This window comes from Klebsiella sp. A52 (assembly GCF_018388785.1).
Classification (GTDB): domain Bacteria; phylum Pseudomonadota; class Gammaproteobacteria; order Enterobacterales; family Enterobacteriaceae; genus Klebsiella; species Klebsiella aerogenes.
Genome location: NZ_CP074437.1, coordinates 1,298,757 through 1,318,171, shown reverse-complemented (window position 1 = coordinate 1,318,171; position 19,415 = coordinate 1,298,757). Strand labels below are relative to the sequence as shown.

Sequence of the window (19,415 nt, the reverse complement as noted above, 5' to 3'; positions counted from 1 at the left end):
TGCGAAACGTTTCGATGGCGATCACATTTATCTCTTTTGATGATGGTTTTTTGCTCCTGCATTTACAATACTAATGTTAGCGAAACGTTTCGCTAGTGGAGCAAAAGAGAAAAAATGAAAAAAGGCACCGTACTTAACGCTGATATTTCTTCCGTTATCTCCCGCCTCGGTCATACCGATATGCTGGTTGTTTGCGACGCCGGGTTGCCGGTTCCCCGCAGCAGCGCGCGAATCGATATGGCGCTTACTCAGGGCGTACCTTCATTTATGCAGGTTCTGGAGGTCGTAACGACGGAAATGCAGGTTGAGGCGGCGGTCATCGCGGAAGAGATTAAAACCCATAATCCGCAACTCCACGCGACGTTGCTCAATCATCTTGAGCAGCTGCAGCAGCACCAGGGAAATACGATTGAAATTCGTTACACCAGTCATGAGCAGTTCAAAAAACAAACCGCAGATAGTCAGGCGGTAATTCGCAGCGGGGAGTGTTCCCCGTATGCGAATATTATTCTCTGTGCCGGCGTCACTTTCTGAGGTCGCCGCCATGGAAGCTTTATTACAGCTGAAAGGGATCGATAAAGCGTTCCCTGGCGTCAAAGCGCTCTCCGGCGCGGCGCTGAATGTCTATGCTGGCCGGGTAATGGCGCTGGTAGGGGAAAATGGCGCCGGTAAATCGACAATGATGAAGGTACTCACCGGTATCTATACCCGTGATGCCGGTTCTTTGCTGTGGTTAGGTAAAGAAACGACCTTTAACGGCCCAAAATCCTCACAGGAAGCCGGTATCGGCATCATTCACCAGGAACTCAACCTGATCCCGCAATTAACGATTGCCGAGAACATCTTCCTTGGCCGCGAGTTCGTTAACCGCTTTGGCAAAATCGACTGGAAAAAGATGTATGCCGAAGCGGACAAGCTGCTGGCGAAGCTGAATTTACGTTTTAACAGCCAGAAGCTGGTGGGCGATCTGTCGATTGGCGATCAGCAAATGGTGGAAATCGCCAAAGTGCTGAGCTTCGAATCGAAGGTCATCATTATGGATGAGCCCACCGATGCCCTGACCGACACCGAGACCGAATCGCTGTTCCGCGTCATCCGCGAATTGAAATCGCAGGGGCGCGGCATTGTCTATATTTCCCACCGCATGAAAGAGATCTTCGAAATCTGCGATGACGTCACCGTATTTCGCGACGGGCAATTTATTGCCGAGCGTGAAGTGGCTTCGCTGGATGAAGACCGACTGATCGAGATGATGGTTGGCCGTAAGCTGGAAGATCAATATCCGCATCTCGATAAGGCACCCGGCGCGGTACGTCTGAAGGTCGATAATCTCTGCGGATCCGGGGTGGAAAACGTGACGTTTACCCTGCGTCAGGGCGAAATCCTCGGCGTTGCCGGGCTGATGGGCGCCGGGCGTACTGAACTGATGAAGGTGCTGTACGGCGCGCTGCCGCGTAGCAGCGGTTCCGTGACGCTGGATGGCCATGAAGTCGTCACCCGTTCGCCGCAGGATGGCCTGGCGAACGGCATTGTCTATATCTCTGAAGACCGTAAGCGTGATGGACTGGTGCTTGGGATGTCGGTCAAAGAAAACATGTCATTAACCGCGCTGCGCTACTTCAGCAGGGCGGGCGGTAGCCTTAAGCATAAAGATGAACAGCAGGCGGTCAGCGATTTCATTCGGCTTTTTAATGTGAAGACGCCTTCAATGGAGCAGGCAATTGGCCTGCTTTCTGGGGGGAACCAGCAAAAAGTCGCTATCGCTCGCGGGCTGATGACCCGGCCGAAAGTGCTGATCCTCGACGAACCAACCCGTGGCGTCGACGTCGGGGCGAAGAAAGAGATCTACCAGCTGATTAACCAGTTTAAAGCCGATGGCCTGAGCATCATCCTTGTCTCTTCTGAGATGCCGGAAGTGCTGGGCATGAGCGATCGCATCATTGTGATGCATGAAGGGCATCTCGGCGGTGAATTCACACGCGAGCAGGCCACCCAGGAAGTATTGATGGCTGCCGCTGTGGGCAAGCTTAACCGTGTGAATCAGGAGTAAAAAAGATGACTACCCAGGCTGTTACTGGTCGCCGCTATTTCACTAAAGCGTGGCTGATGGAGCAAAAATCGCTGATCGCCCTGCTGGTGCTGATCGCGATCGTTTCGACCATGAGCCCTAACTTTTTTACCGTTAATAACCTGTTCAACATTCTGCAGCAGACTTCCGTTAACGCCATCATGGCGGTCGGGATGACGCTGGTCATTCTGACATCGGGGATCGACCTGTCCGTCGGTTCTCTGCTGGCATTGACCGGCGCCGTCGCGGCGTCTATCGTCGGTATCGAAGTGAATGCGCTGGTGGCCGTTGCCGCCGCGCTGGCGCTCGGTGCGGCTATTGGCGCGGTGACCGGGGTAATTGTCGCGAAAGGGCGCGTGCAGGCGTTTATCGCCACCCTGGTGATGATGCTGCTGCTGCGCGGCGTGACGATGGTTTACACCAACGGCAGCCCGATCAACACCGGCTTTAGCGATAACGCCGACCTGTTTGGCTGGTTCGGTATCGGGCGCCCGCTTGGGATCCCGACGCCGGTATGGATTATGGCGATTGTCTTCCTGGCGGCCTGGTACATGCTGCACCATACTCGCCTGGGCCGTTATATTTATGCCCTGGGCGGTAACGAAGCGGCGACGCGGCTTTCCGGCATCAGCGTGAATAGAGTGAAAATCATCGTCTATGCGCTGTGCGGAATGTTGGCTTCACTGGCCGGGATCATCGAAGTGGCGCGTCTTTCCTCTGCGCAGCCGACGGCGGGGACGGGCTATGAATTAGACGCGATCGCAGCGGTCGTACTTGGCGGCACCAGCCTGGCAGGTGGTAAAGGTCGTATCGTCGGCACGCTGATTGGCGCGTTGATTCTTGGCTTCCTGAACAATGGTCTGAACCTTTTAGGCGTTTCTTCCTATTACCAGATGATCGTCAAAGCGGTGGTGATTTTGCTGGCGGTACTGGTAGATAACAAAAAGCAGTAACTGAGAACTCTACAGGACATCTTAACTATGAATATGAAAAAACTGGCGACCCTGGTCTCTGCTGTTGCTCTAAGCGCGACCGTTAGCGCAAACGCGATGGCGAAAGATACCATCGCACTGGTTATCTCTACCCTGAATAACCCCTTCTTCGTTTCTCTGAAAGACGGCGCGCAGAAAGAAGCCGATAAGCTGGGCTACAACCTGGTGGTGCTGGATTCCCAGAATAACCCGGCGAAAGAGCTGGCGAACGTACAGGACTTAACGGTTCGCGGCGCCAAACTGCTGCTGATTAACCCAACCGACTCCGATGCTGTCGGCAATGCGGTGAAGATGGCGAACCAGGCTAAAATCCCGGTTATTACCCTGGACCGCCAGGCTTCAAAAGGCGATGTGGTGAGTCATATTGCTTCCGATAACGTGCTGGGCGGTAAAATGGCCGGCGACTATATCGCGAAGAAAGTCGGGGAAAATGCGAAAGTCATTGAGCTGCAAGGCATTGCCGGTACCTCTGCGGCGCGCGAGCGCGGCGAAGGTTTCAAACAGGCCGTGGCGGCGCATAAGTTCAACGTACTGGCCAGCCAACCCGCTGACTTCGACCGTACCAAAGGTCTGAACGTGATGCAGAACCTGCTGACGGCGCATCCGGACGTGCAGGCGGTGTTTGCGCAGAACGACGAAATGGCGCTGGGCGCGCTGCGTGCGCTGCAGACTGCTGGAAAATCTGATGTGATGGTGGTTGGATTTGACGGCACTCCGGATGGCGAAAAAGCAGTAAATAGTGGCAAACTGGCAGCGACCATCGCCCAGTTGCCGGAGCAGATCGGCGTTAAAGGCGTCGAAACCGCTGATAAAGTGCTGAAGGGTGAAAAAGTGGATGCCAGCTATCCGGTTGAGCTGAAACTGGTCATTAAGCAGTAAAATGCGATTCGGGCCGGCAACGGTCCGAGGGACAACATAAAAAAGAAAAGCAGGGCATGCGCCACCGGAGTCCGGTGGCGCGCTTTCCCGGGAACAAAGATGATGAAAACCGCAGGCAAACTTGTCGTCCTTGGCAGCATCAATGCCGATCACATTCTTAACCTTGAATCCTTCCCTACTCCAGGTGAAACCGTTACCGGAAACCACTATCAAGTGGCTTTCGGCGGTAAAGGCGCCAATCAGGCTGTCGCTGCCGGGCGTAGCGGCGCGGATATTGCCTTCATTGCTTGTACTGGCGATGACGATATCGGCGAACGCGTTCGCCGCCAGCTGGCGAGCGATAACATCGACGTGGCGCCTGTGCGTGCCGTTGCTGGCGAATCAACCGGCGTCGCGTTAATTTTCGTTAACGCGGAAGGTGAGAATGTCATCGGTATTCATGCCGGCGCTAATGCGGCGCTTTCTGTTTCTCAGGTTGAGGCGGAAAAAGAACGAATTGCCAGCGCGCAGGCATTGTTAATGCAGCTGGAGTCGCCGCTGGAGAGCGTGATGGCCGCTGCGAAAATCGCTCATCAGCATCAGACTACCGTGGTGCTTAACCCTGCCCCGGCGCGCGAACTTTCAGATGAACTGCTGGCGCTGGTGGATGTCATTACGCCGAATGAAACCGAAGCGGAAAAGCTGACCGGTATTCGCGTTGAAAGCGACGACGATGCCGCGAAAGCCGCCAGTGCGCTTCATGCGAAAGGGATTGGTACGGTGATGATTACTCTCGGCAGCCGCGGCGTGTGGTTAAGCTGCGAGGGCGAAAGCCGCCGGGTCCCCGGATTTAAAGTTCAGGCCATCGATACGATTGCCGCTGGCGACACTTTTAATGGCGCATTTGTCACCGCGCTGCTGGAAGGCCGTGAAGTGGCAGACGCCATCCGTTTTGCCCATGCTGCCGCCGCGATTGCCGTCACCCGTAAGGGAGCGCAACCGTCTGTGCCGTGGCGCAAAGAGATCGACGAATTCTTGCGTCAACAGGGGTAATGCTTGGCTACCATGAAGGATGTGGCCCGCGTCGCGGGCGTTTCCACCTCGACCGTTTCTCACGTCATTAATAAAGACCGCTTTGTCAGCGAGGCGATTACCGCCAAAGTTGATGCGGCGATCAAAAGTCTTAACTACGCACCTTCGGCGCTGGCGCGTAGCCTCAAGTTAAATCAGACGCGAACCATCGGCATGTTGATCACCGCCAGTACTAACCCGTTTTATTCGGAGCTGGTGCGCGGCGTGGAACGCAGCTGTTTCGAGCGCGGCTACAGCCTGGTTTTATGTAATACCGAAGGCGATGAGCAGCGGATGAATCGCAATCTGGAAACGCTGATGCAAAAACGCGTCGATGGTCTGCTGCTGCTGTGCACCGAAACGCATCAACCTTCCCAGGAGATCATGCAGCGTTATCCGTCGGTGCCGACGGTGATGATGGACTGGGCGCCGTTCGACGGCGACAGCGATCTCATTCAGGATAATTCGTTGCTCGGTGGCGATATGGCGACCCAGTATCTGATCGATCGCGGTCATACCCGTATTGCCTGCATTGCCGGGCCGCTGGATAAGACGCCGTCGCGACTTCGCCTGGAAGGCTACCATGCGGCGATGGCGCGCGCCGGGCTGGATGTCGCCGAAGGTTATGTCATTACCAGCGATTTTGAATTTGGCGGCGGTTTTACCGCGATGCAGCAACTGCTGGCGTTAACGCCACGGCCGCAGGCGGTATTTGTCGGTAATGATGCGATGGCGGTCGGCGCGTATCAGGCGCTGTATCAGGCCGGGTTGCGTATTCCGCAGGATATGGCGCTGGTGGGGTATGACGATATTGAACTGGCGCGCTATATGACCCCGCCGCTCACCACTATTCATCAACCCAAAGATGAACTTGGGGAGCTGGCTATCGATGTGCTGATTCACCGCATGGCGGATCCCGGGCAAAAACAGCAGCGCGTGCAGCTTACTCCCGAACTGGTGGTTCGCGGTTCAGCTTAGTGCTTGTGCCGCTCCGTTATCAGGTTGCGGCCATCTTTAGCTCTGAGCAGCATAAACATCAGCGCTGATACCACGGTGATCGCACCCATCGTGATAAAGGTATAGTGGAATTGTTCGATGGTGCTGGCGTTATCAAATCCTTCATAAAAACGCAGAACTGCCGCGCTGATGGCCACGCCAAGGCTAATGGACAGCTGCTGGGTTACCGCGAGTAGGCTGTTGCCGCTACTGGCATTGTCATCGGTTAAATCAGCAAGCGTAATGGTGTTCATCGAGGTGAACTGCGTGGACATCGCCATCCCCAGCACAAATAGCGGCAGTAGTAGCAGCCACAGCGGCATTCCTGGCGACTGCAACGCAAACTGCGCGATCATCAAACCAATAAAGATAGTGACCCCCACCAACGTTTTGCGATAACCAAACCAGCGTAGTATCTGTGTGACGGTCGACTTGGCGATAATCGAGCCAATGGCCGTCGGCGCAATCATGCAGCCGGCGATAATGGCCGGGTAGCCGAAACCGACCTGTAGCATCAGAGGCATCAGGAACGGTACGCAGCCGGTTCCTAACCGTGTGGCCAGGTTGCCGGCGATCCCGACAGAGAAGGTATGGGTCTTAAATAAGGAGAGTGAAATCAGCGGCGTGGGATGGCGACGAGCATGGCGAATATAGGCCAGCATGAGCACGACGCTCAGGGCGATGACGGACAGCGCCATCCAGCTGGCAACGATTTTCTCGCCAAAGAGTTCAATACCGCTGGAGAACAGCACCAGACTTAACCCAAAAAGAACAAAGCCGCTGGTATCGAAACGACGGCGGGGCGTGGTGAAGTCCGGCATATATTTGCGGGCGTAGAGAATGCCGATGATACCAATCGGGATGTTAATCAAGAAAATCCAGTGCCAGCTGGCCCAGGTGACTAACACGCCGCCGAGTACAGGACCGAGAATGGGGCCGACCAGGCCAGGCATGGTAACGAAGTTGAGTACCGGCAGCAGTTCGCTACGCGGATAGGCGCGTAACAGCGCCAGACGCGCAACCGGCATCATCATTGCGCCGCCGATCCCCTGGATGACGCGGAAGACAACCAGTTCGGGTAGCGAAGTGGAAAGCGCGCAGGCAAGGGAACCTAAGGTAAACAGGCTGACGGCAATGATAAAGACTTTGCGGGTGCCGAAGCGGTCGGCCAACCAACCGCTCACCGGGATCAGCATCGCTACCGTCAGGGTGTAGCTGATAATGGCGGATTGCATCGCCAGCGGGGAGTGACCAAGGCTATGCGCAATAGCGGGAAGCGCGGTATTAAGAATAGTGGCGTCCAGCGCCTGCATAAAGAAAGCCATGGCCGCAATCCACGGCAGTCCGGCCATACTCCGCCCTTTCTTCCCGGTCATGCCTTTTCCTTCTTTATTTACCTGTGTGGTTTGGGGTATTCAACAATGTCTGGCAGGCAAGCTGCGCGCGCGGACCATCGCTTTCCTGAATGGCGTCAACAATAGCCTGGTGCAGGTCCAGTTTAACGACTTCATTTTGCGTAATCGAGGTGAAATAGGTCTGATATACCGAATGGAATAACGACGCGAAAGAGGTGAGAAACGGGTTGCCGCTCATCGCATAAATATGTTCATGCCAGGCCATATCGACTTCAATCCAGCGTTCGCGGATAAAATGTCTTTTCAGCTCGATCATTTCTTCCATTAACGTATTGAGCTGCGCTTTCTGCTCGGAGGTACCGGCAATCGCCGCCAGAAAACAGGCCTGAGGCTCCAGGCTGCTACGCATCACCAGGAAATGGCTAACCACTTCTTCGAAATTATCTTCCGTCAGCCACCAGGCGAGTAGTTCTTTATCCAGAAAGTTCCAGCTGCTGCGCGCCAGAACGCGAGTACCGATACGCGGACGCGGAAGCAGCATGCCTTTAGCCGCCAGCGTTTTTACCGCTTCTCGTACTGCCGTCCGGCTGACGCCAAACTGTTCGCCCAGCTCCATTTCACCGGGAAGGATGCTCTCTGGCGGATATTCGCCAGTGAGGATTTTTTGGGCGATCTTCTCCGCGATGACCCAGGAGATGTTTTTTTGTGCCGCCAGCTGCTGTGCGCTTATAGACATGAATGCCGTTCCTTTCTCTTTTCTACTTCATCAGTATGCCACCTGACGGCTTATTTCGGTGGTTAAAACAGCAAAAGGGCCATTTTTTACGATTTCAACATCCGCTTTGGCGAAAAAAGAGACGGTTGAAAAGTTTTTTGAAAACAGGGCTTGTCAACGTCTCAGAACTCCCTATAATGCGCCTCCACTGACACGGAACAACGGCAAGCAAGCCGCCGGGTCAGCAGGGTTTCAGCAGTAAAATACGACGCTGAAAACCGACAGAGAAAAGTGAAAATAAACGCTTGACTCTGAATGAGGAAAACGTAATATACGGGACCTCGCAACGGTGAGCTGAAAGCCGCGTTGCAACTGCTCTTTAACAATTTATCAGACAATCTGTGTGGGCACTCAAAGTGACATGGATTCTTAACGTCCTCGGACGAAAAATGAATACCAAGTCTCTGAGTGAACATGCGTAATTCATTACGAAGTTTAATTCACGAGCATCAAACTTAAATTGAAGAGTTTGATCATGGCTCAGATTGAACGCTGGCGGCAGGCCTAACACATGCAAGTCGAGCGGTAGCACAGAGAGCTTGCTCTCGGGTGACGAGCGGCGGACGGGTGAGTAATGTCTGGGAAACTGCCTGATGGAGGGGGATAACTACTGGAAACGGTAGCTAATACCGCATAACGTCGCAAGACCAAAGTGGGGGACCTTAGGGCCTCATGCCATCAGATGTGCCCAGATGGGATTAGCTAGTAGGTGGGGTAATGGCTCACCTAGGCGACGATCCCTAGCTGGTCTGAGAGGATGACCAGCCACACTGGAACTGAGACACGGTCCAGACTCCTACGGGAGGCAGCAGTGGGGAATATTGCACAATGGGCGCAAGCCTGATGCAGCCATGCCGCGTGTATGAAGAAGGCCTTCGGGTTGTAAAGTACTTTCAGCGAGGAGGAAGGCGCTAAGGTTAATAACCTTAGCGATTGACGTTACTCGCAGAAGAAGCACCGGCTAACTCCGTGCCAGCAGCCGCGGTAATACGGAGGGTGCAAGCGTTAATCGGAATTACTGGGCGTAAAGCGCACGCAGGCGGTCTGTCAAGTCGGATGTGAAATCCCCGGGCTCAACCTGGGAACTGCATTCGAAACTGGCAGGCTAGAGTCTTGTAGAGGGGGGTAGAATTCCAGGTGTAGCGGTGAAATGCGTAGAGATCTGGAGGAATACCGGTGGCGAAGGCGGCCCCCTGGACAAAGACTGACGCTCAGGTGCGAAAGCGTGGGGAGCAAACAGGATTAGATACCCTGGTAGTCCACGCCGTAAACGATGTCGACTTGGAGGTTGTGCCCTTGAGGCGTGGCTTCCGGAGCTAACGCGTTAAGTCGACCGCCTGGGGAGTACGGCCGCAAGGTTAAAACTCAAATGAATTGACGGGGGCCCGCACAAGCGGTGGAGCATGTGGTTTAATTCGATGCAACGCGAAGAACCTTACCTACTCTTGACATCCAGAGAACTTAGCAGAGATGCTTTGGTGCCTTCGGGAACTCTGAGACAGGTGCTGCATGGCTGTCGTCAGCTCGTGTTGTGAAATGTTGGGTTAAGTCCCGCAACGAGCGCAACCCTTATCCTTTGTTGCCAGCGGTCCGGCCGGGAACTCAAAGGAGACTGCCAGTGATAAACTGGAGGAAGGTGGGGATGACGTCAAGTCATCATGGCCCTTACGAGTAGGGCTACACACGTGCTACAATGGCATATACAAAGAGAAGCGACCTCGCGAGAGCAAGCGGACCTCATAAAGTATGTCGTAGTCCGGATTGGAGTCTGCAACTCGACTCCATGAAGTCGGAATCGCTAGTAATCGTAGATCAGAATGCTACGGTGAATACGTTCCCGGGCCTTGTACACACCGCCCGTCACACCATGGGAGTGGGTTGCAAAAGAAGTAGGTAGCTTAACCTTCGGGAGGGCGCTTACCACTTTGTGATTCATGACTGGGGTGAAGTCGTAACAAGGTAACCGTAGGGGAACCTGCGGTTGGATCACCTCCTTACCTTAAAGAACCTGCCTTTGTAGTGCTCACACAGATTGTCTGATGAAAATACAGCAGTAAGTAATCTCTGCAGGCTTGTAGCTCAGGTGGTTAGAGCGCACCCCTGATAAGGGTGAGGTCGGTGGTTCAAGTCCACTCAGGCCTACCAAATTTTCCCTGAATACTGCGTTGTGGCAAAGCTCGCATACTTCAGTATGCTTCGCTTCACCACGCCTTGTCTCAGGAAAAATTACCGGTAAAGAGATAACTACGATGGGGCTATAGCTCAGCTGGGAGAGCGCCTGCTTTGCACGCAGGAGGTCTGCGGTTCGATCCCGCATAGCTCCACCATTATTACTGCAAAAAACAAGAAAACTTCAGAGTGTACCTGAAAAGGTTCACTGCGAAGTTTTGCTCTTTAAAAATCTGGATCAAGCTGAAAATTGAAACGACACACAGTCAATGTGTGTTCGAGTCTCTCAAATTTTCGCAATCAGAAGTGAAACATCTTCGGGTTGTGAGGTTAAGCGACTAAGCGTACACGGTGGATGCCCTGGCAGTCAGAGGCGATGAAGGACGTGCTAATCTGCGAAAAGCGTCGGTAAGGTGATATGAACCGTTATAGCCGGCGATGTCCGAATGGGGAAACCCAGTGTGATTCGTCACACTATCGTTAACTGAATACATAGGTTAACGAGGCGAACCGGGGGAACTGAAACATCTAAGTACCCCGAGGAAAAGAAATCAACCGAGATTCCCCCAGTAGCGGCGAGCGAACGGGGAGCAGCCCAGAGTCTGAATCAGCTTGTGTGTTAGTGGAACGGTCTGGAAAGTCCGACGGTACAGGGTGATAGTCCCGTACACCAAAATGCACAGGCTGTGAACTCGAAGAGTAGGGCGGGACACGTGGTATCCTGTCTGAATATGGGGGGACCATCCTCCAAGGCTAAATACTCCTGACTGACCGATAGTGAACCAGTACCGTGAGGGAAAGGCGAAAAGAACCCCGGCGAGGGGAGTGAAAAAGAACCTGAAACCGTGTACGTACAAGCAGTGGGAGCACCTTTATGGTGTGACTGCGTACCTTTTGTATAATGGGTCAGCGACTTATATTCTGTAGCAAGGTTAACCGTATAGGGGAGCCGCAGGGAAACCGAGTCTTAACTGGGCGTTAAGTTGCAGGGTATAGACCCGAAACCCGGTGATCTAGCCATGGGCAGGTTGAAGGTTGGGTAACACTAACTGGAGGACCGAACCGACTAATGTTGAAAAATTAGCGGATGACTTGTGGCTGGGGGTGAAAGGCCAATCAAACCGGGAGATAGCTGGTTCTCCCCGAAAGCTATTTAGGTAGCGCCTCGTGAACTCATCTTCGGGGGTAGAGCACTGTTTCGGCTAGGGGGTCATCCCGACTTACCAACCCGATGCAAACTACGAATACCGAAGAATGTTATCACGGGAGACACACGGCGGGTGCTAACGTCCGTCGTGAAGAGGGAAACAACCCAGACCGCCAGCTAAGGTCCCAAAGTCACAGTTAAGTGGGAAACGATGTGGGAAGGCACAGACAGCCAGGATGTTGGCTTAGAAGCAGCCATCATTTAAAGAAAGCGTAATAGCTCACTGGTCGAGTCGGCCTGCGCGGAAGATGTAACGGGGCTAAACTGTGCACCGAAGCTGCGGCAGCGACACTATGTGTTGTTGGGTAGGGGAGCGTTCTGTAAGCCTGCGAAGGTGGCCTGTGAGGGTTGCTGGAGGTATCAGAAGTGCGAATGCTGACATAAGTAACGATAATGCGGGTGAAAAGCCCGCACGCCGGAAGACCAAGGGTTCCTGTCCAACGTTAATCGGGGCAGGGTGAGTCGACCCCTAAGGCGAGGCCGAAAGGCGTAGTCGATGGGAAACAGGTTAATATTCCTGTACTTGGTGTTACTGCGAAGGGGGGACGGAGAAGGCTATGTTAGCCGGGCGACGGTTGTCCCGGTTTAAGCATGTAGGCGGAGGTTCCAGGTAAATCCGGTACCTTTTTAACGCTGAGGTGTGATGACGAGGCACTACGGTGCTGAAGTAACAAATGCCCTGCTTCCAGGAAAAGCCTCTAAGCATCAGGTAACATCAAATCGTACCCCAAACCGACACAGGTGGTCAGGTAGAGAATACCAAGGCGCTTGAGAGAACTCGGGTGAAGGAACTAGGCAAAATGGTGCCGTAACTTCGGGAGAAGGCACGCTGATATGTAGGTGAAGCCCCTGCGGGTGGAGCTGAAATCAGTCGAAGATACCAGCTGGCTGCAACTGTTTATTAAAAACACAGCACTGTGCAAACACGAAAGTGGACGTATACGGTGTGACGCCTGCCCGGTGCCGGAAGGTTAATTGATGGGGTTATCCGTAAGGAGAAGCTCTTGATCGAAGCCCCGGTAAACGGCGGCCGTAACTATAACGGTCCTAAGGTAGCGAAATTCCTTGTCGGGTAAGTTCCGACCTGCACGAATGGCGTAATGATGGCCAGGCTGTCTCCACCCGAGACTCAGTGAAATTGAACTCGCTGTGAAGATGCAGTGTACCCGCGGCAAGACGGAAAGACCCCGTGAACCTTTACTATAGCTTGACACTGAACATTGAGCCTTGATGTGTAGGATAGGTGGGAGGCTTTGAAGCGTGGACGCCAGTCTGCGTGGAGCCAACCTTGAAATACCACCCTTTAATGTTTGATGTTCTAACGTTGGCCCCTTATCGGGGTTGCGGACAGTGTCTGGTGGGTAGTTTGACTGGGGCGGTCTCCTCCCAAAGAGTAACGGAGGAGCACGAAGGTTAGCTAATCCTGGTCGGACATCAGGAGGTTAGTGCAATGGCATAAGCTAGCTTGACTGCGAGCGTGACGGCGCGAGCAGGTGCGAAAGCAGGTCATAGTGATCCGGTGGTTCTGAATGGAAGGGCCATCGCTCAACGGATAAAAGGTACTCCGGGGATAACAGGCTGATACCGCCCAAGAGTTCATATCGACGGCGGTGTTTGGCACCTCGATGTCGGCTCATCACATCCTGGGGCTGAAGTAGGTCCCAAGGGTATGGCTGTTCGCCATTTAAAGTGGTACGCGAGCTGGGTTTAGAACGTCGTGAGACAGTTCGGTCCCTATCTGCCGTGGGCGCTGGAGAATTGAGGGGGGCTGCTCCTAGTACGAGAGGACCGGAGTGGACGCATCACTGGTGTTCGGGTTGTCATGCCAATGGCATTGCCCGGTAGCTAAATGCGGAAGAGATAAGTGCTGAAAGCATCTAAGCACGAAACTTGCCCCGAGATGAGTTCTCCCTGAGACTTTAAGTCTCCTGAAGGAACGTTAAAGACGATGACGTTGATAGGTCGGGTGTGTAAGCGTAGCGATACGTTGAGCTAACCGATACTAATGAACCGTGAGGCTTAACCTTACAACGCCGAAGGTGTTTTGGCGGATTTGAGATGATTTTCAGCGTGATACAGATTAATCAGTGCGTCGATAAGACGGGCTGGTAAAACAGAATTTGCCTGGCGGCGATAGCGCGGTGGTCCCACCTGACCCCATGCCGAACTCAGAAGTGAAACGCCGTAGCGCCGATGGTAGTGTGGGGTCTCCCCATGTGAGAGTAGGGAACTGCCAGGCATCAAATTTGCAGTAAAACCGGGGCATTAAACCGGTAGATGTAGAAAAAATTCGGTGGAGCGGTAGTTCAGTCGGTTAGAATACCTGCCTGTCACGCAGGGGGTCGCGGGTTCGAGTCCCGTCCGTTCCGCCACTTATTTATATTAAGCCTGCTATATTAGCGGGCTTAATAGCGAGAAAGATTTAGGGGCGTAGCTCAGTTGGTAGAGCACCGGTCTCCAAAACCGGGTGTCGCGAGTTCGAGTCTCTCCGCCCCTGCCATATATAATCCTTTGCTTCGGCAAAGGATTTTTTTTGTCTTTAATTTCTTCCCTCACACTGCCTTTCTTGCCTTTTGGTCACTCCATCCATGGAGTCAGATCGCTATTCCAGGATGCTGCTTTTCAGGATCTCGCGAATATGTGCCTGCTTATCGCTATTTTGTAGCCAGATGGCATACAGAGGACGTGAAAGCGTCGCGCTATCGGTCACCGTGTGCAGGCCGGTTTTCTGCTGTGCCCAACTAACGGGTAACCAGGTACAACCGTTCAGCGTACTGAGTTGCTGATAAGCCAGTTCGGCGGAGCTCGTTGTCAACAGCGGCACATCATCGCTACCGATCAAACCCGCTTCGTTTTGCTGGAAGTCTGGTCCCCATTCCAGGCGCAGGTAGTTCAAATCATTCTTATTTTTTCCCGGCGCGGCACAATAGAGCGCCAGGGTGAAATGACCCAATAACTGGCTGCTTAATTCATCCATCTTCGGTGATTCAGTGGTGATCAGGAGATCAAGCTGGCGTTCATGCAACTGCTTTACTAATGACTGGCGCTGGGCTATCCGCGCCTCAAATTGCAGGTTATAGGGATCGTTGTAGAGTGTCCCCAGCCAACCGTTCAACAGGCATTCCCACAGCGATGCGCTGGCGCCGATCGAAAATTCATTATGGCGAGAAGAGTGGGCGACCTCCTTACGCGCGGCCTGCCAGGTATTCATCAACGTTTCGGCATAGGGCAATAGTTTCTCGCCGGCTGACGTCAGGCGAATATTGTTACGATGGCGGGTAAATAGATTCACGCCCAACTGGTTCTCCAGCTGACGAATGCGGAAGCTAACCGCTGATTGTGTTAAATAAAGCGCTTCCGCTGCCCGTCCAAAGTGGCGAGTTCTGCTCACTTCAAGGAAAGTTTTGAGCAATTCCGTGTCCACACTCTTCTCCGCAAAATTATTTGTCGTGATGATTTAAATGTTTTGTTTGACGCTCTGTCAAGCGTAACTAATACTCCGCGCCATAAATAGCTCGGCCAAAGAATCAGGAGCGTGTAGGATGGCGGAAAGCTTTACGACGACTAATCGTTTTTTCGACAATAAAAATTATCCACGCGGGTTCTCCCGTCACGGTGATTTCACCATCAAAGAGGCGCAACTGCTTGAACGTCATGGTTACGCCTTTAATGAGCTGGAATTGGGTAAACGCGAGCCTGTTACCGAAGATGAAAAACAGTTCGTTGCGGTATGTCACGGCGAACGTGAGCCAGTAACCGACGCGGAACGCGTTTGGATTAAGTATATGGCGCGAATCAAACGTCCGAAGCGTTTTCATACCTTATCTGGCGGCAAGCCGCAGGTTGAAGGCGCTGAAGACTACACTGAAAGCGACGATTAAAAAAAGGGCGAAAGCCCTTTTTTTATGCCATCAGCGTCTGCAGGTGATTTAACATGCGGTCGATAGCCCGGTAGCTTAGCGCCTCCTGCAAATGATGACGTTCAATATCCCTATCCTCATTAAGATCGGCGATAGTACGCGAAACTTTCAGTAAACGTTGCCATGCGCGGATTGAAAGCCCTAATAGTGACAGCGTCTGTTCCAGCCATATCGCGTCGTCTTCTTTCAGCTTGCACCAGACTTTTATCTCCCCGCTATCCAGTTGCGCGTTCAGTTTATTCTGCCGTACGAGCTGTCTGTCGCGCGCCGCTAATACCCGTAATCGGATGGTGGCGCTTCGCTCTTCGCCGCCGCCACCCCGGCTTAATACGCCCGGCGGAGGGAGCGGAATTTCAAGCGAAAGATCGAAGCGGTCGAGAAATGGCCCTGATAATCGGCCCAGGTAGCGTAGGGTCTGTTCCGGCGTGGCCCGATTATGCTGACCCTGATAATGTCCTGTTGGGCTGGGGTTCATGGCGGCAATCAGCTGAAATCTTGCGGGATAATCAATCTTAGCCCGAGTGCGGGAAAGATGAATTTTTCCTGATTCGATGGGCTCTCGTAGTGCATCCAGAACCCGACGTTCGAATTCGGGTAGTTCATCAAGAAACAGAATACCGTTATGTGCAAGGGAGATCTCTCCAGGGGCCGGGATTGAGCCGCCGCCGACCATCGCCGCTAGCGAAGCGCTATGGTGAGGGGCGCGAAAAGGCCGCCGACGCCACTGGCGCGTGACGTAATGAGCATTGACGAGGCTGAGAATAGCCGCGCTTTCCAGCGCTTCCTGGTTGGTTAGCGGCGGTAAAAGCCCCGGTAAACGGCTGGCGAGCATCGTCTTTCCTGTCCCCGGCGGACCCATCAAGAGCAAATTGTGACCGCCAGCTGCGACTATCTCCAGCGCGCGTTTTCCCTGCTGTTGGCCAATGACATCGCCGAGATCGTCATAATCATTGTCGTCTGTCGCGATTTCGCCAGCTGGCGGTTGCAGAGTATGTTTCCCCTCCAGAAACGCGCAAACTTCCTGCAGGTGTCCGGCTATAAGGCACTCATTGCCGCCAATCAAACCGACCTCTTCGGCATTATCTCCGGCAACGATGATCTTCCTCCCGGCTTTTATTGCCTCCATAGCGCTGGATATAGCCCCTGGAACGCCGCGTAACGCGCCTGTAAGGGCTAATTCGCCAATAAACTCATACTGATTAAGTTTCGGTGCGGCAAGCTGCTGCGAAGCGACCAGGAGCGCGAGAGCAATAGGTAAATCATATCTCCCTCCTTCTTTGGGCAGATCGGCGGGTGCGAGATTGATGGTTATCTTCTTCGCTGGAAAGCTGTAGCCGCTGTTAATAATGGCGCTACGCACCCGATCGCGGGCTTCCTTTACCGTGGTTTCCGGTAGACCGACCATCGTCAAGCCGGGGAGTCCGTTGCTGATATGGACTTCGACAGTAATTAGCGGCGCGCTGACCCCGAGCGCCGCGCGGGTATAGACAATTGCGAGTGACATAACGCCTCCTGAGCGGAATGATTATGTCTATTCAAACGGTTTCATAAACCTGTGAATATTTAACTTTACGTTGCCTGTTCCAGACAATTACCTGCAAAGTTTTGCATTTTCATTGTCTTGGGAGTACGCGCGCAAATCCGTCATGAAGCCGTTTTAATGCCGTGAAACACTGCAGCAAACGCGAGAATAAGCTGAATTTTTTTCATTTTATTTTTTTCTTTTTAAAAACAACTGGTTTAATAAAAATCGTTAGCAAGATCAGAAAATGGAACATAAAAAAATCTTGTGCTTAATGTGATGTCTGTGGTAACTCTTTAGGTATTCCTTCGAACAAGAAGCCAGAAAGAACAGAAAATGACAGCCCTTCTACGAGTGATTAGCCTGGTCGTGATTAGCGTGGTGGTGATTATTATCCCACCGTGCGGGGCTGCACTTGGACGAGGAAAGGCTTAGAAATCAAGCCTTAACGAACTAAGACCCCCGCACCGAAAGGTCCGGGGGTTTTTTTATAACTTAAAAAACATAAGCGAGGAGCAGAAGATGGGTTTTAGCATAAAATTCTGTTTCTCCCGATCTATGACGGGGAAGTAACTATGAACGGGGCGCAGTGGGTGGTACATGCTTTGCGAACACAGGGTGTCGATACGGTATTTGGCTATCCGGGTGGCGCGATTATGCCGGTTTACGATGCATTGTATGACGGCGGCGTGGAACACCTGCTGTGTCGACACGAGCAGGGTGCCGCAATGGCCGCTATCGGTTATGCCCGCGCGACCGGCAAAACCGGAGTCTGCATCGCCACTTCCGGCCCTGGCGCCACCAACCTGATCACCGGTTTGGCGGATGCGTTACTTGATTCCGTGCCTGTTGTTGCGATCACCGGCCAGGTGGCGGCGCCGTTTATCGGCACCGATGCTTTTCAGGAAGTGGACGTTCTCGGTTTGTCGCTGGCCTGCACCAAACACAGTTTCCTGGTGCAGTCGTTGGAAGAGCTGCCGCGCGTGATCGCGGAGGCTTTCCAGGTGGCAAACTCAGGCCGTCCTGGCCCGGTACTGGTTGATATCCCTAAGGATATCCAGCTGGCTAAAGGCGAATTAGATCCGCATTTCTCTACCGTTCCTGACGATGTTGAGTTTCCTCACGCAGAAGTCGAGCAGGCGTTAGCGATGCTTGCGCAGTCCCATAAGCCGATGCTGTACGTGGGCGGCGGCGTCGGAATGGCGCAAGCGGTACCGGCCGTGCGCAAATTTCTGGCGGTGACGAAGATGCCTGTCACCTGCACCCTGAAAGGGTTGGGCGCCGTTGCCGCGGATTATCCGTATTACCTTGGCATGCTCGGTATGCATGGCACCAAGGCGGCAAATCTGGCGGTGCAGGAGTGCGATTTACTGATTGCCGTCGGCGCCCGTTTTGATGACCGGGTGACCGGCAAGCTGAATACCTTTGCCCCGCACGCCAAAGTAATCCATATGGATATTGACCCGGCCGAGCTGAACAAACTGCGCCAGGCGCACGTCGCTTTAACTGGAGATTTAAACGCCATGCTGCCAGCGTTGCAGCAGCCGTTGGCCATCGATGCGTGGCGCGAGCACAACGCGCAGCTGCGCGCGGAGCACGCCTGGCGTTACGATCATCCCGGCGAGGCGATCTACGCGCCGCTGTTGCTCAAGCAGCTTTCCGATCGCAAACCGGCGGATTGCGTCGTGACGACCGATGTCGGCCAGCACCAAATGTGGTCGGCCCAGCACATGACCTATACCCGTCCGGAAAATTTCATCACTTCCAGCGGCCTGGGCACCATGGGCTTCGGCCTGCCGGCAGCCGTCGGTGCGCAGGTGGCCCGCCCGGACGATACGGTTATCTGTATCTCCGGCGATGGCTCTTTCATGATGAACGTGCAGGAGCTGGGCACCGTTAAGCGCAAGCAGTTACCGTTGAAAATCGTGCTGCTGGATAACCAACGTTTAGGTATGGTTCGCCAGTGGCAGCAACTGTTCTTCCAGGAGCGTTACAGCGAAACCACGCTTACCGATAATCCTGATTTTCTTACGCTGGCCAGCGCTTTCGGCATTCCAGGCCAGCACATCACCCGTAAAGACCAGGTTGAAGCGGCACTCGACACCATGCTTTCGAGCCAGGGGCCATACCTGCTTCATGTCTCAATCGATGAACTTGAGAATGTCTGGCCGTTGGTGCCGCCCGGCGCCAGTAATGCAGAAATGCTGGAGAAATTATCATGATGCAACATCAGGTCGCTTTACAGGCTCGCTTCAACCCCGAAACCTTAGAACGCGTGCTGCGCGTGGTGCGCCATCGCGGTTTTCAAATCTGCTCAATGAATATGGAAACCGCGTCGGATGCGCAAAACATAAATATCGAACTGACCGTTGCCAGCCAGCGGCCCGTCGAATTACTGTTTAGTCAGTTACGCAAACTGGTCGACGTCGCCTGCGTCGAGATCCAGCAACCCACATCACAACAAATCCGCGCCTGAGCGCAG

General features: G+C 53.6%; 14 protein-coding genes, 4 tRNA genes and 3 rRNA genes. 17 read left to right on the top strand and 4 right to left on the bottom strand.

Features of this window, described 5'->3' with window-relative positions:
- The first annotated feature begins 114 nt into the window (after positions 1-114).
- The 6 genes from rbsD (at position 115) to rbsR (ending at position 5,967) form a co-directional block, all read left to right on the top strand.
- A complete protein-coding gene (rbsD, locus tag KGA69_RS06110) occupies positions 115-534 on the top strand; it encodes a D-ribose pyranase (RefSeq protein WP_045396015.1) in 420 nt (139 codons plus the stop codon).
- A gap of 10 nt (positions 535-544) precedes the next feature.
- Complete coding sequence (gene rbsA / locus KGA69_RS06105) at positions 545-2,050, top strand: ribose ABC transporter ATP-binding protein RbsA (protein ID WP_015368992.1); 1,506 nt, start codon at positions 545-547, stop codon at positions 2,048-2,050.
- A 5-nt stretch (positions 2,051-2,055) separates the two neighbouring features.
- Positions 2,056-3,021, top strand: a complete 966-nt coding sequence (gene rbsC, locus KGA69_RS06100; protein WP_015368991.1) for a ribose ABC transporter permease — start codon at positions 2,056-2,058, stop codon at positions 3,019-3,021.
- 27 nt (positions 3,022-3,048) lie between these two features.
- The gene (rbsB, locus tag KGA69_RS06095; protein ID WP_045396020.1) at positions 3,049-3,939 is read left to right on the top strand and encodes a ribose ABC transporter substrate-binding protein RbsB; all 891 of its coding nucleotides are present in this window, start codon (positions 3,049-3,051) and stop codon (positions 3,937-3,939) included.
- A 99-nt stretch (positions 3,940-4,038) separates the two neighbouring features.
- A complete protein-coding gene (gene rbsK / locus KGA69_RS06090; protein ID WP_161801952.1) occupies positions 4,039-4,971 on the top strand; it encodes a ribokinase in 933 nt (310 codons plus the stop codon).
- A gap of 3 nt (positions 4,972-4,974) precedes the next feature.
- Positions 4,975-5,967 carry a ribose operon transcriptional repressor RbsR gene (rbsR, locus tag KGA69_RS06085; protein ID WP_072251486.1) on the top strand — a complete coding sequence of 331 codons (993 nt, stop codon included), beginning with the start codon at positions 4,975-4,977 and terminating at the stop codon, positions 5,965-5,967.
- Here the strand turns inward: rbsR and mdtD are convergent.
- Together mdtD and KGA69_RS06075 are read right to left on the bottom strand one after the other, a co-directional pair.
- Positions 5,964-7,361: a multidrug transporter subunit MdtD gene (gene mdtD, locus KGA69_RS06080; protein WP_045396023.1), complete on the bottom strand. Its 1,398-nt coding sequence runs from the start codon at positions 7,359-7,361 to the stop codon at positions 5,964-5,966. The genes rbsR and mdtD overlap by 4 nt on opposite strands.
- A gap of 13 nt (positions 7,362-7,374) precedes the next feature.
- Positions 7,375-8,076, bottom strand: coding sequence for a FadR/GntR family transcriptional regulator (locus KGA69_RS06075; protein ID WP_045396024.1), 702 nt, complete (start codon positions 8,074-8,076; stop codon positions 7,375-7,377).
- Positions 8,077-8,572: 496 nt separating this feature from the next.
- Here KGA69_RS06075 and KGA69_RS06070 point away from each other — a divergent pair.
- From KGA69_RS06070 to KGA69_RS06040, 7 genes are all read left to right on the top strand, one after another.
- Positions 8,573-10,112 (top strand): 16S ribosomal RNA (locus tag KGA69_RS06070).
- A 71-nt stretch (positions 10,113-10,183) separates the two neighbouring features.
- Positions 10,184-10,260, top strand: a tRNA-Ile gene (locus tag KGA69_RS06065).
- Between the two features lie 106 nt (positions 10,261-10,366).
- Positions 10,367-10,442, top strand: a tRNA-Ala gene (locus KGA69_RS06060).
- A 170-nt stretch (positions 10,443-10,612) separates the two neighbouring features.
- A 23S ribosomal RNA gene (locus tag KGA69_RS06055) occupies positions 10,613-13,518 on the top strand.
- A 96-nt stretch (positions 13,519-13,614) separates the two neighbouring features.
- Positions 13,615-13,730: ribosomal RNA gene (gene rrf / locus KGA69_RS06050) — 5S ribosomal RNA — on the top strand.
- Together the 16S, 23S and 5S rRNA genes with 4 tRNA genes alongside form the textbook arrangement of a ribosomal RNA operon.
- Before the next feature lie 56 nt (positions 13,731-13,786).
- Positions 13,787-13,863 (top strand) — tRNA-Asp (locus KGA69_RS06045).
- A 52-nt stretch (positions 13,864-13,915) separates the two neighbouring features.
- Positions 13,916-13,991: transfer RNA gene (locus tag KGA69_RS06040), tRNA-Trp, on the top strand.
- Positions 13,992-14,093: 102 nt separating this feature from the next.
- On the opposite strand, the gene hdfR is transcribed toward KGA69_RS06040, so the two are convergent.
- A complete protein-coding gene (hdfR, locus tag KGA69_RS06035; protein WP_045395539.1) occupies positions 14,094-14,915 on the bottom strand; it encodes an HTH-type transcriptional regulator HdfR in 822 nt (273 codons plus the stop codon).
- A gap of 118 nt (positions 14,916-15,033) precedes the next feature.
- Between hdfR and KGA69_RS06030 the strand changes: the two genes are divergently transcribed.
- Entirely contained in the window at positions 15,034-15,372 is a 339-nt protein-coding gene (locus KGA69_RS06030) for a MaoP family protein (protein ID WP_045362345.1), read from the top strand.
- A gap of 22 nt (positions 15,373-15,394) precedes the next feature.
- Here KGA69_RS06030 and KGA69_RS06025 read toward each other — a convergent pair whose 3' ends face one another.
- On the bottom strand, positions 15,395-16,915 hold the full coding sequence (locus tag KGA69_RS06025; protein ID WP_045395541.1) for a YifB family Mg chelatase-like AAA ATPase: 1,521 nt from the start codon (positions 16,913-16,915) through the stop codon (positions 15,395-15,397).
- A gap of 354 nt (positions 16,916-17,269) precedes the next feature.
- Here KGA69_RS06025 and ilvL point away from each other — a divergent pair, with 354 nt between their 5' ends.
- From ilvL to ilvM, 3 genes are all read left to right on the top strand, one after another.
- Positions 17,270-17,368: an ilv operon leader peptide gene (gene ilvL / locus KGA69_RS06020; protein WP_001311244.1), complete on the top strand. Its 99-nt coding sequence runs from the start codon at positions 17,270-17,272 to the stop codon at positions 17,366-17,368.
- Between the two features lie 140 nt (positions 17,369-17,508).
- Entirely contained in the window at positions 17,509-19,155 is a 1,647-nt protein-coding gene (gene ilvG, locus KGA69_RS06015) for an acetolactate synthase 2 catalytic subunit (RefSeq protein ID WP_045395543.1), read from the top strand.
- On the top strand, positions 19,152-19,409 hold the full coding sequence (ilvM, locus tag KGA69_RS06010; RefSeq protein WP_015368897.1) for an acetolactate synthase 2 small subunit: 258 nt from the start codon (positions 19,152-19,154) through the stop codon (positions 19,407-19,409). Before ilvG ends, ilvM begins: the two co-directional genes overlap by 4 nt.
- Positions 19,410-19,415: the final 6 nt, after the last annotated feature.

Excerpts from the sequence above, each read along its gene's own strand:
- rbsD (WP_045396015.1), top strand. The coding sequence starts at position 115 with ATGAAAAAAGGCACCGTACTTAACGCTGATATTTCTTCCGTTATCTCC.
- rbsA (WP_015368992.1), top strand. The coding sequence starts at position 545 with ATGGAAGCTTTATTACAGCTGAAAGGGATCGATAAAGCGTTCCCTGGC.
- rbsC (WP_015368991.1), top strand. The coding sequence starts at position 2,056 with ATGACTACCCAGGCTGTTACTGGTCGCCGCTATTTCACTAAAGCGTGG.
- rbsB (WP_045396020.1), top strand. The coding sequence starts at position 3,049 with ATGAATATGAAAAAACTGGCGACCCTGGTCTCTGCTGTTGCTCTAAGC.
- rbsK (WP_161801952.1), top strand. The coding sequence starts at position 4,039 with ATGATGAAAACCGCAGGCAAACTTGTCGTCCTTGGCAGCATCAATGCC.
- mdtD (WP_045396023.1), bottom strand. The coding sequence starts at position 7,361 with ATGACCGGGAAGAAAGGGCGGAGTATGGCCGGACTGCCGTGGATTGCG.
- KGA69_RS06075 (WP_045396024.1), bottom strand. The coding sequence starts at position 8,076 with ATGTCTATAAGCGCACAGCAGCTGGCGGCACAAAAAAACATCTCCTGG.
- KGA69_RS06030 (WP_045362345.1), top strand. The coding sequence starts at position 15,034 with ATGGCGGAAAGCTTTACGACGACTAATCGTTTTTTCGACAATAAAAAT.
- KGA69_RS06025 (WP_045395541.1), bottom strand. The coding sequence starts at position 16,915 with ATGTCACTCGCAATTGTCTATACCCGCGCGGCGCTCGGGGTCAGCGCG.
- ilvL (WP_001311244.1), top strand. The coding sequence starts at position 17,270 with ATGACAGCCCTTCTACGAGTGATTAGCCTGGTCGTGATTAGCGTGGTG.
- ilvG (WP_045395543.1), top strand. The coding sequence starts at position 17,509 with ATGAACGGGGCGCAGTGGGTGGTACATGCTTTGCGAACACAGGGTGTC.
- ilvM (WP_015368897.1), top strand. The coding sequence starts at position 19,152 with ATGATGCAACATCAGGTCGCTTTACAGGCTCGCTTCAACCCCGAAACC.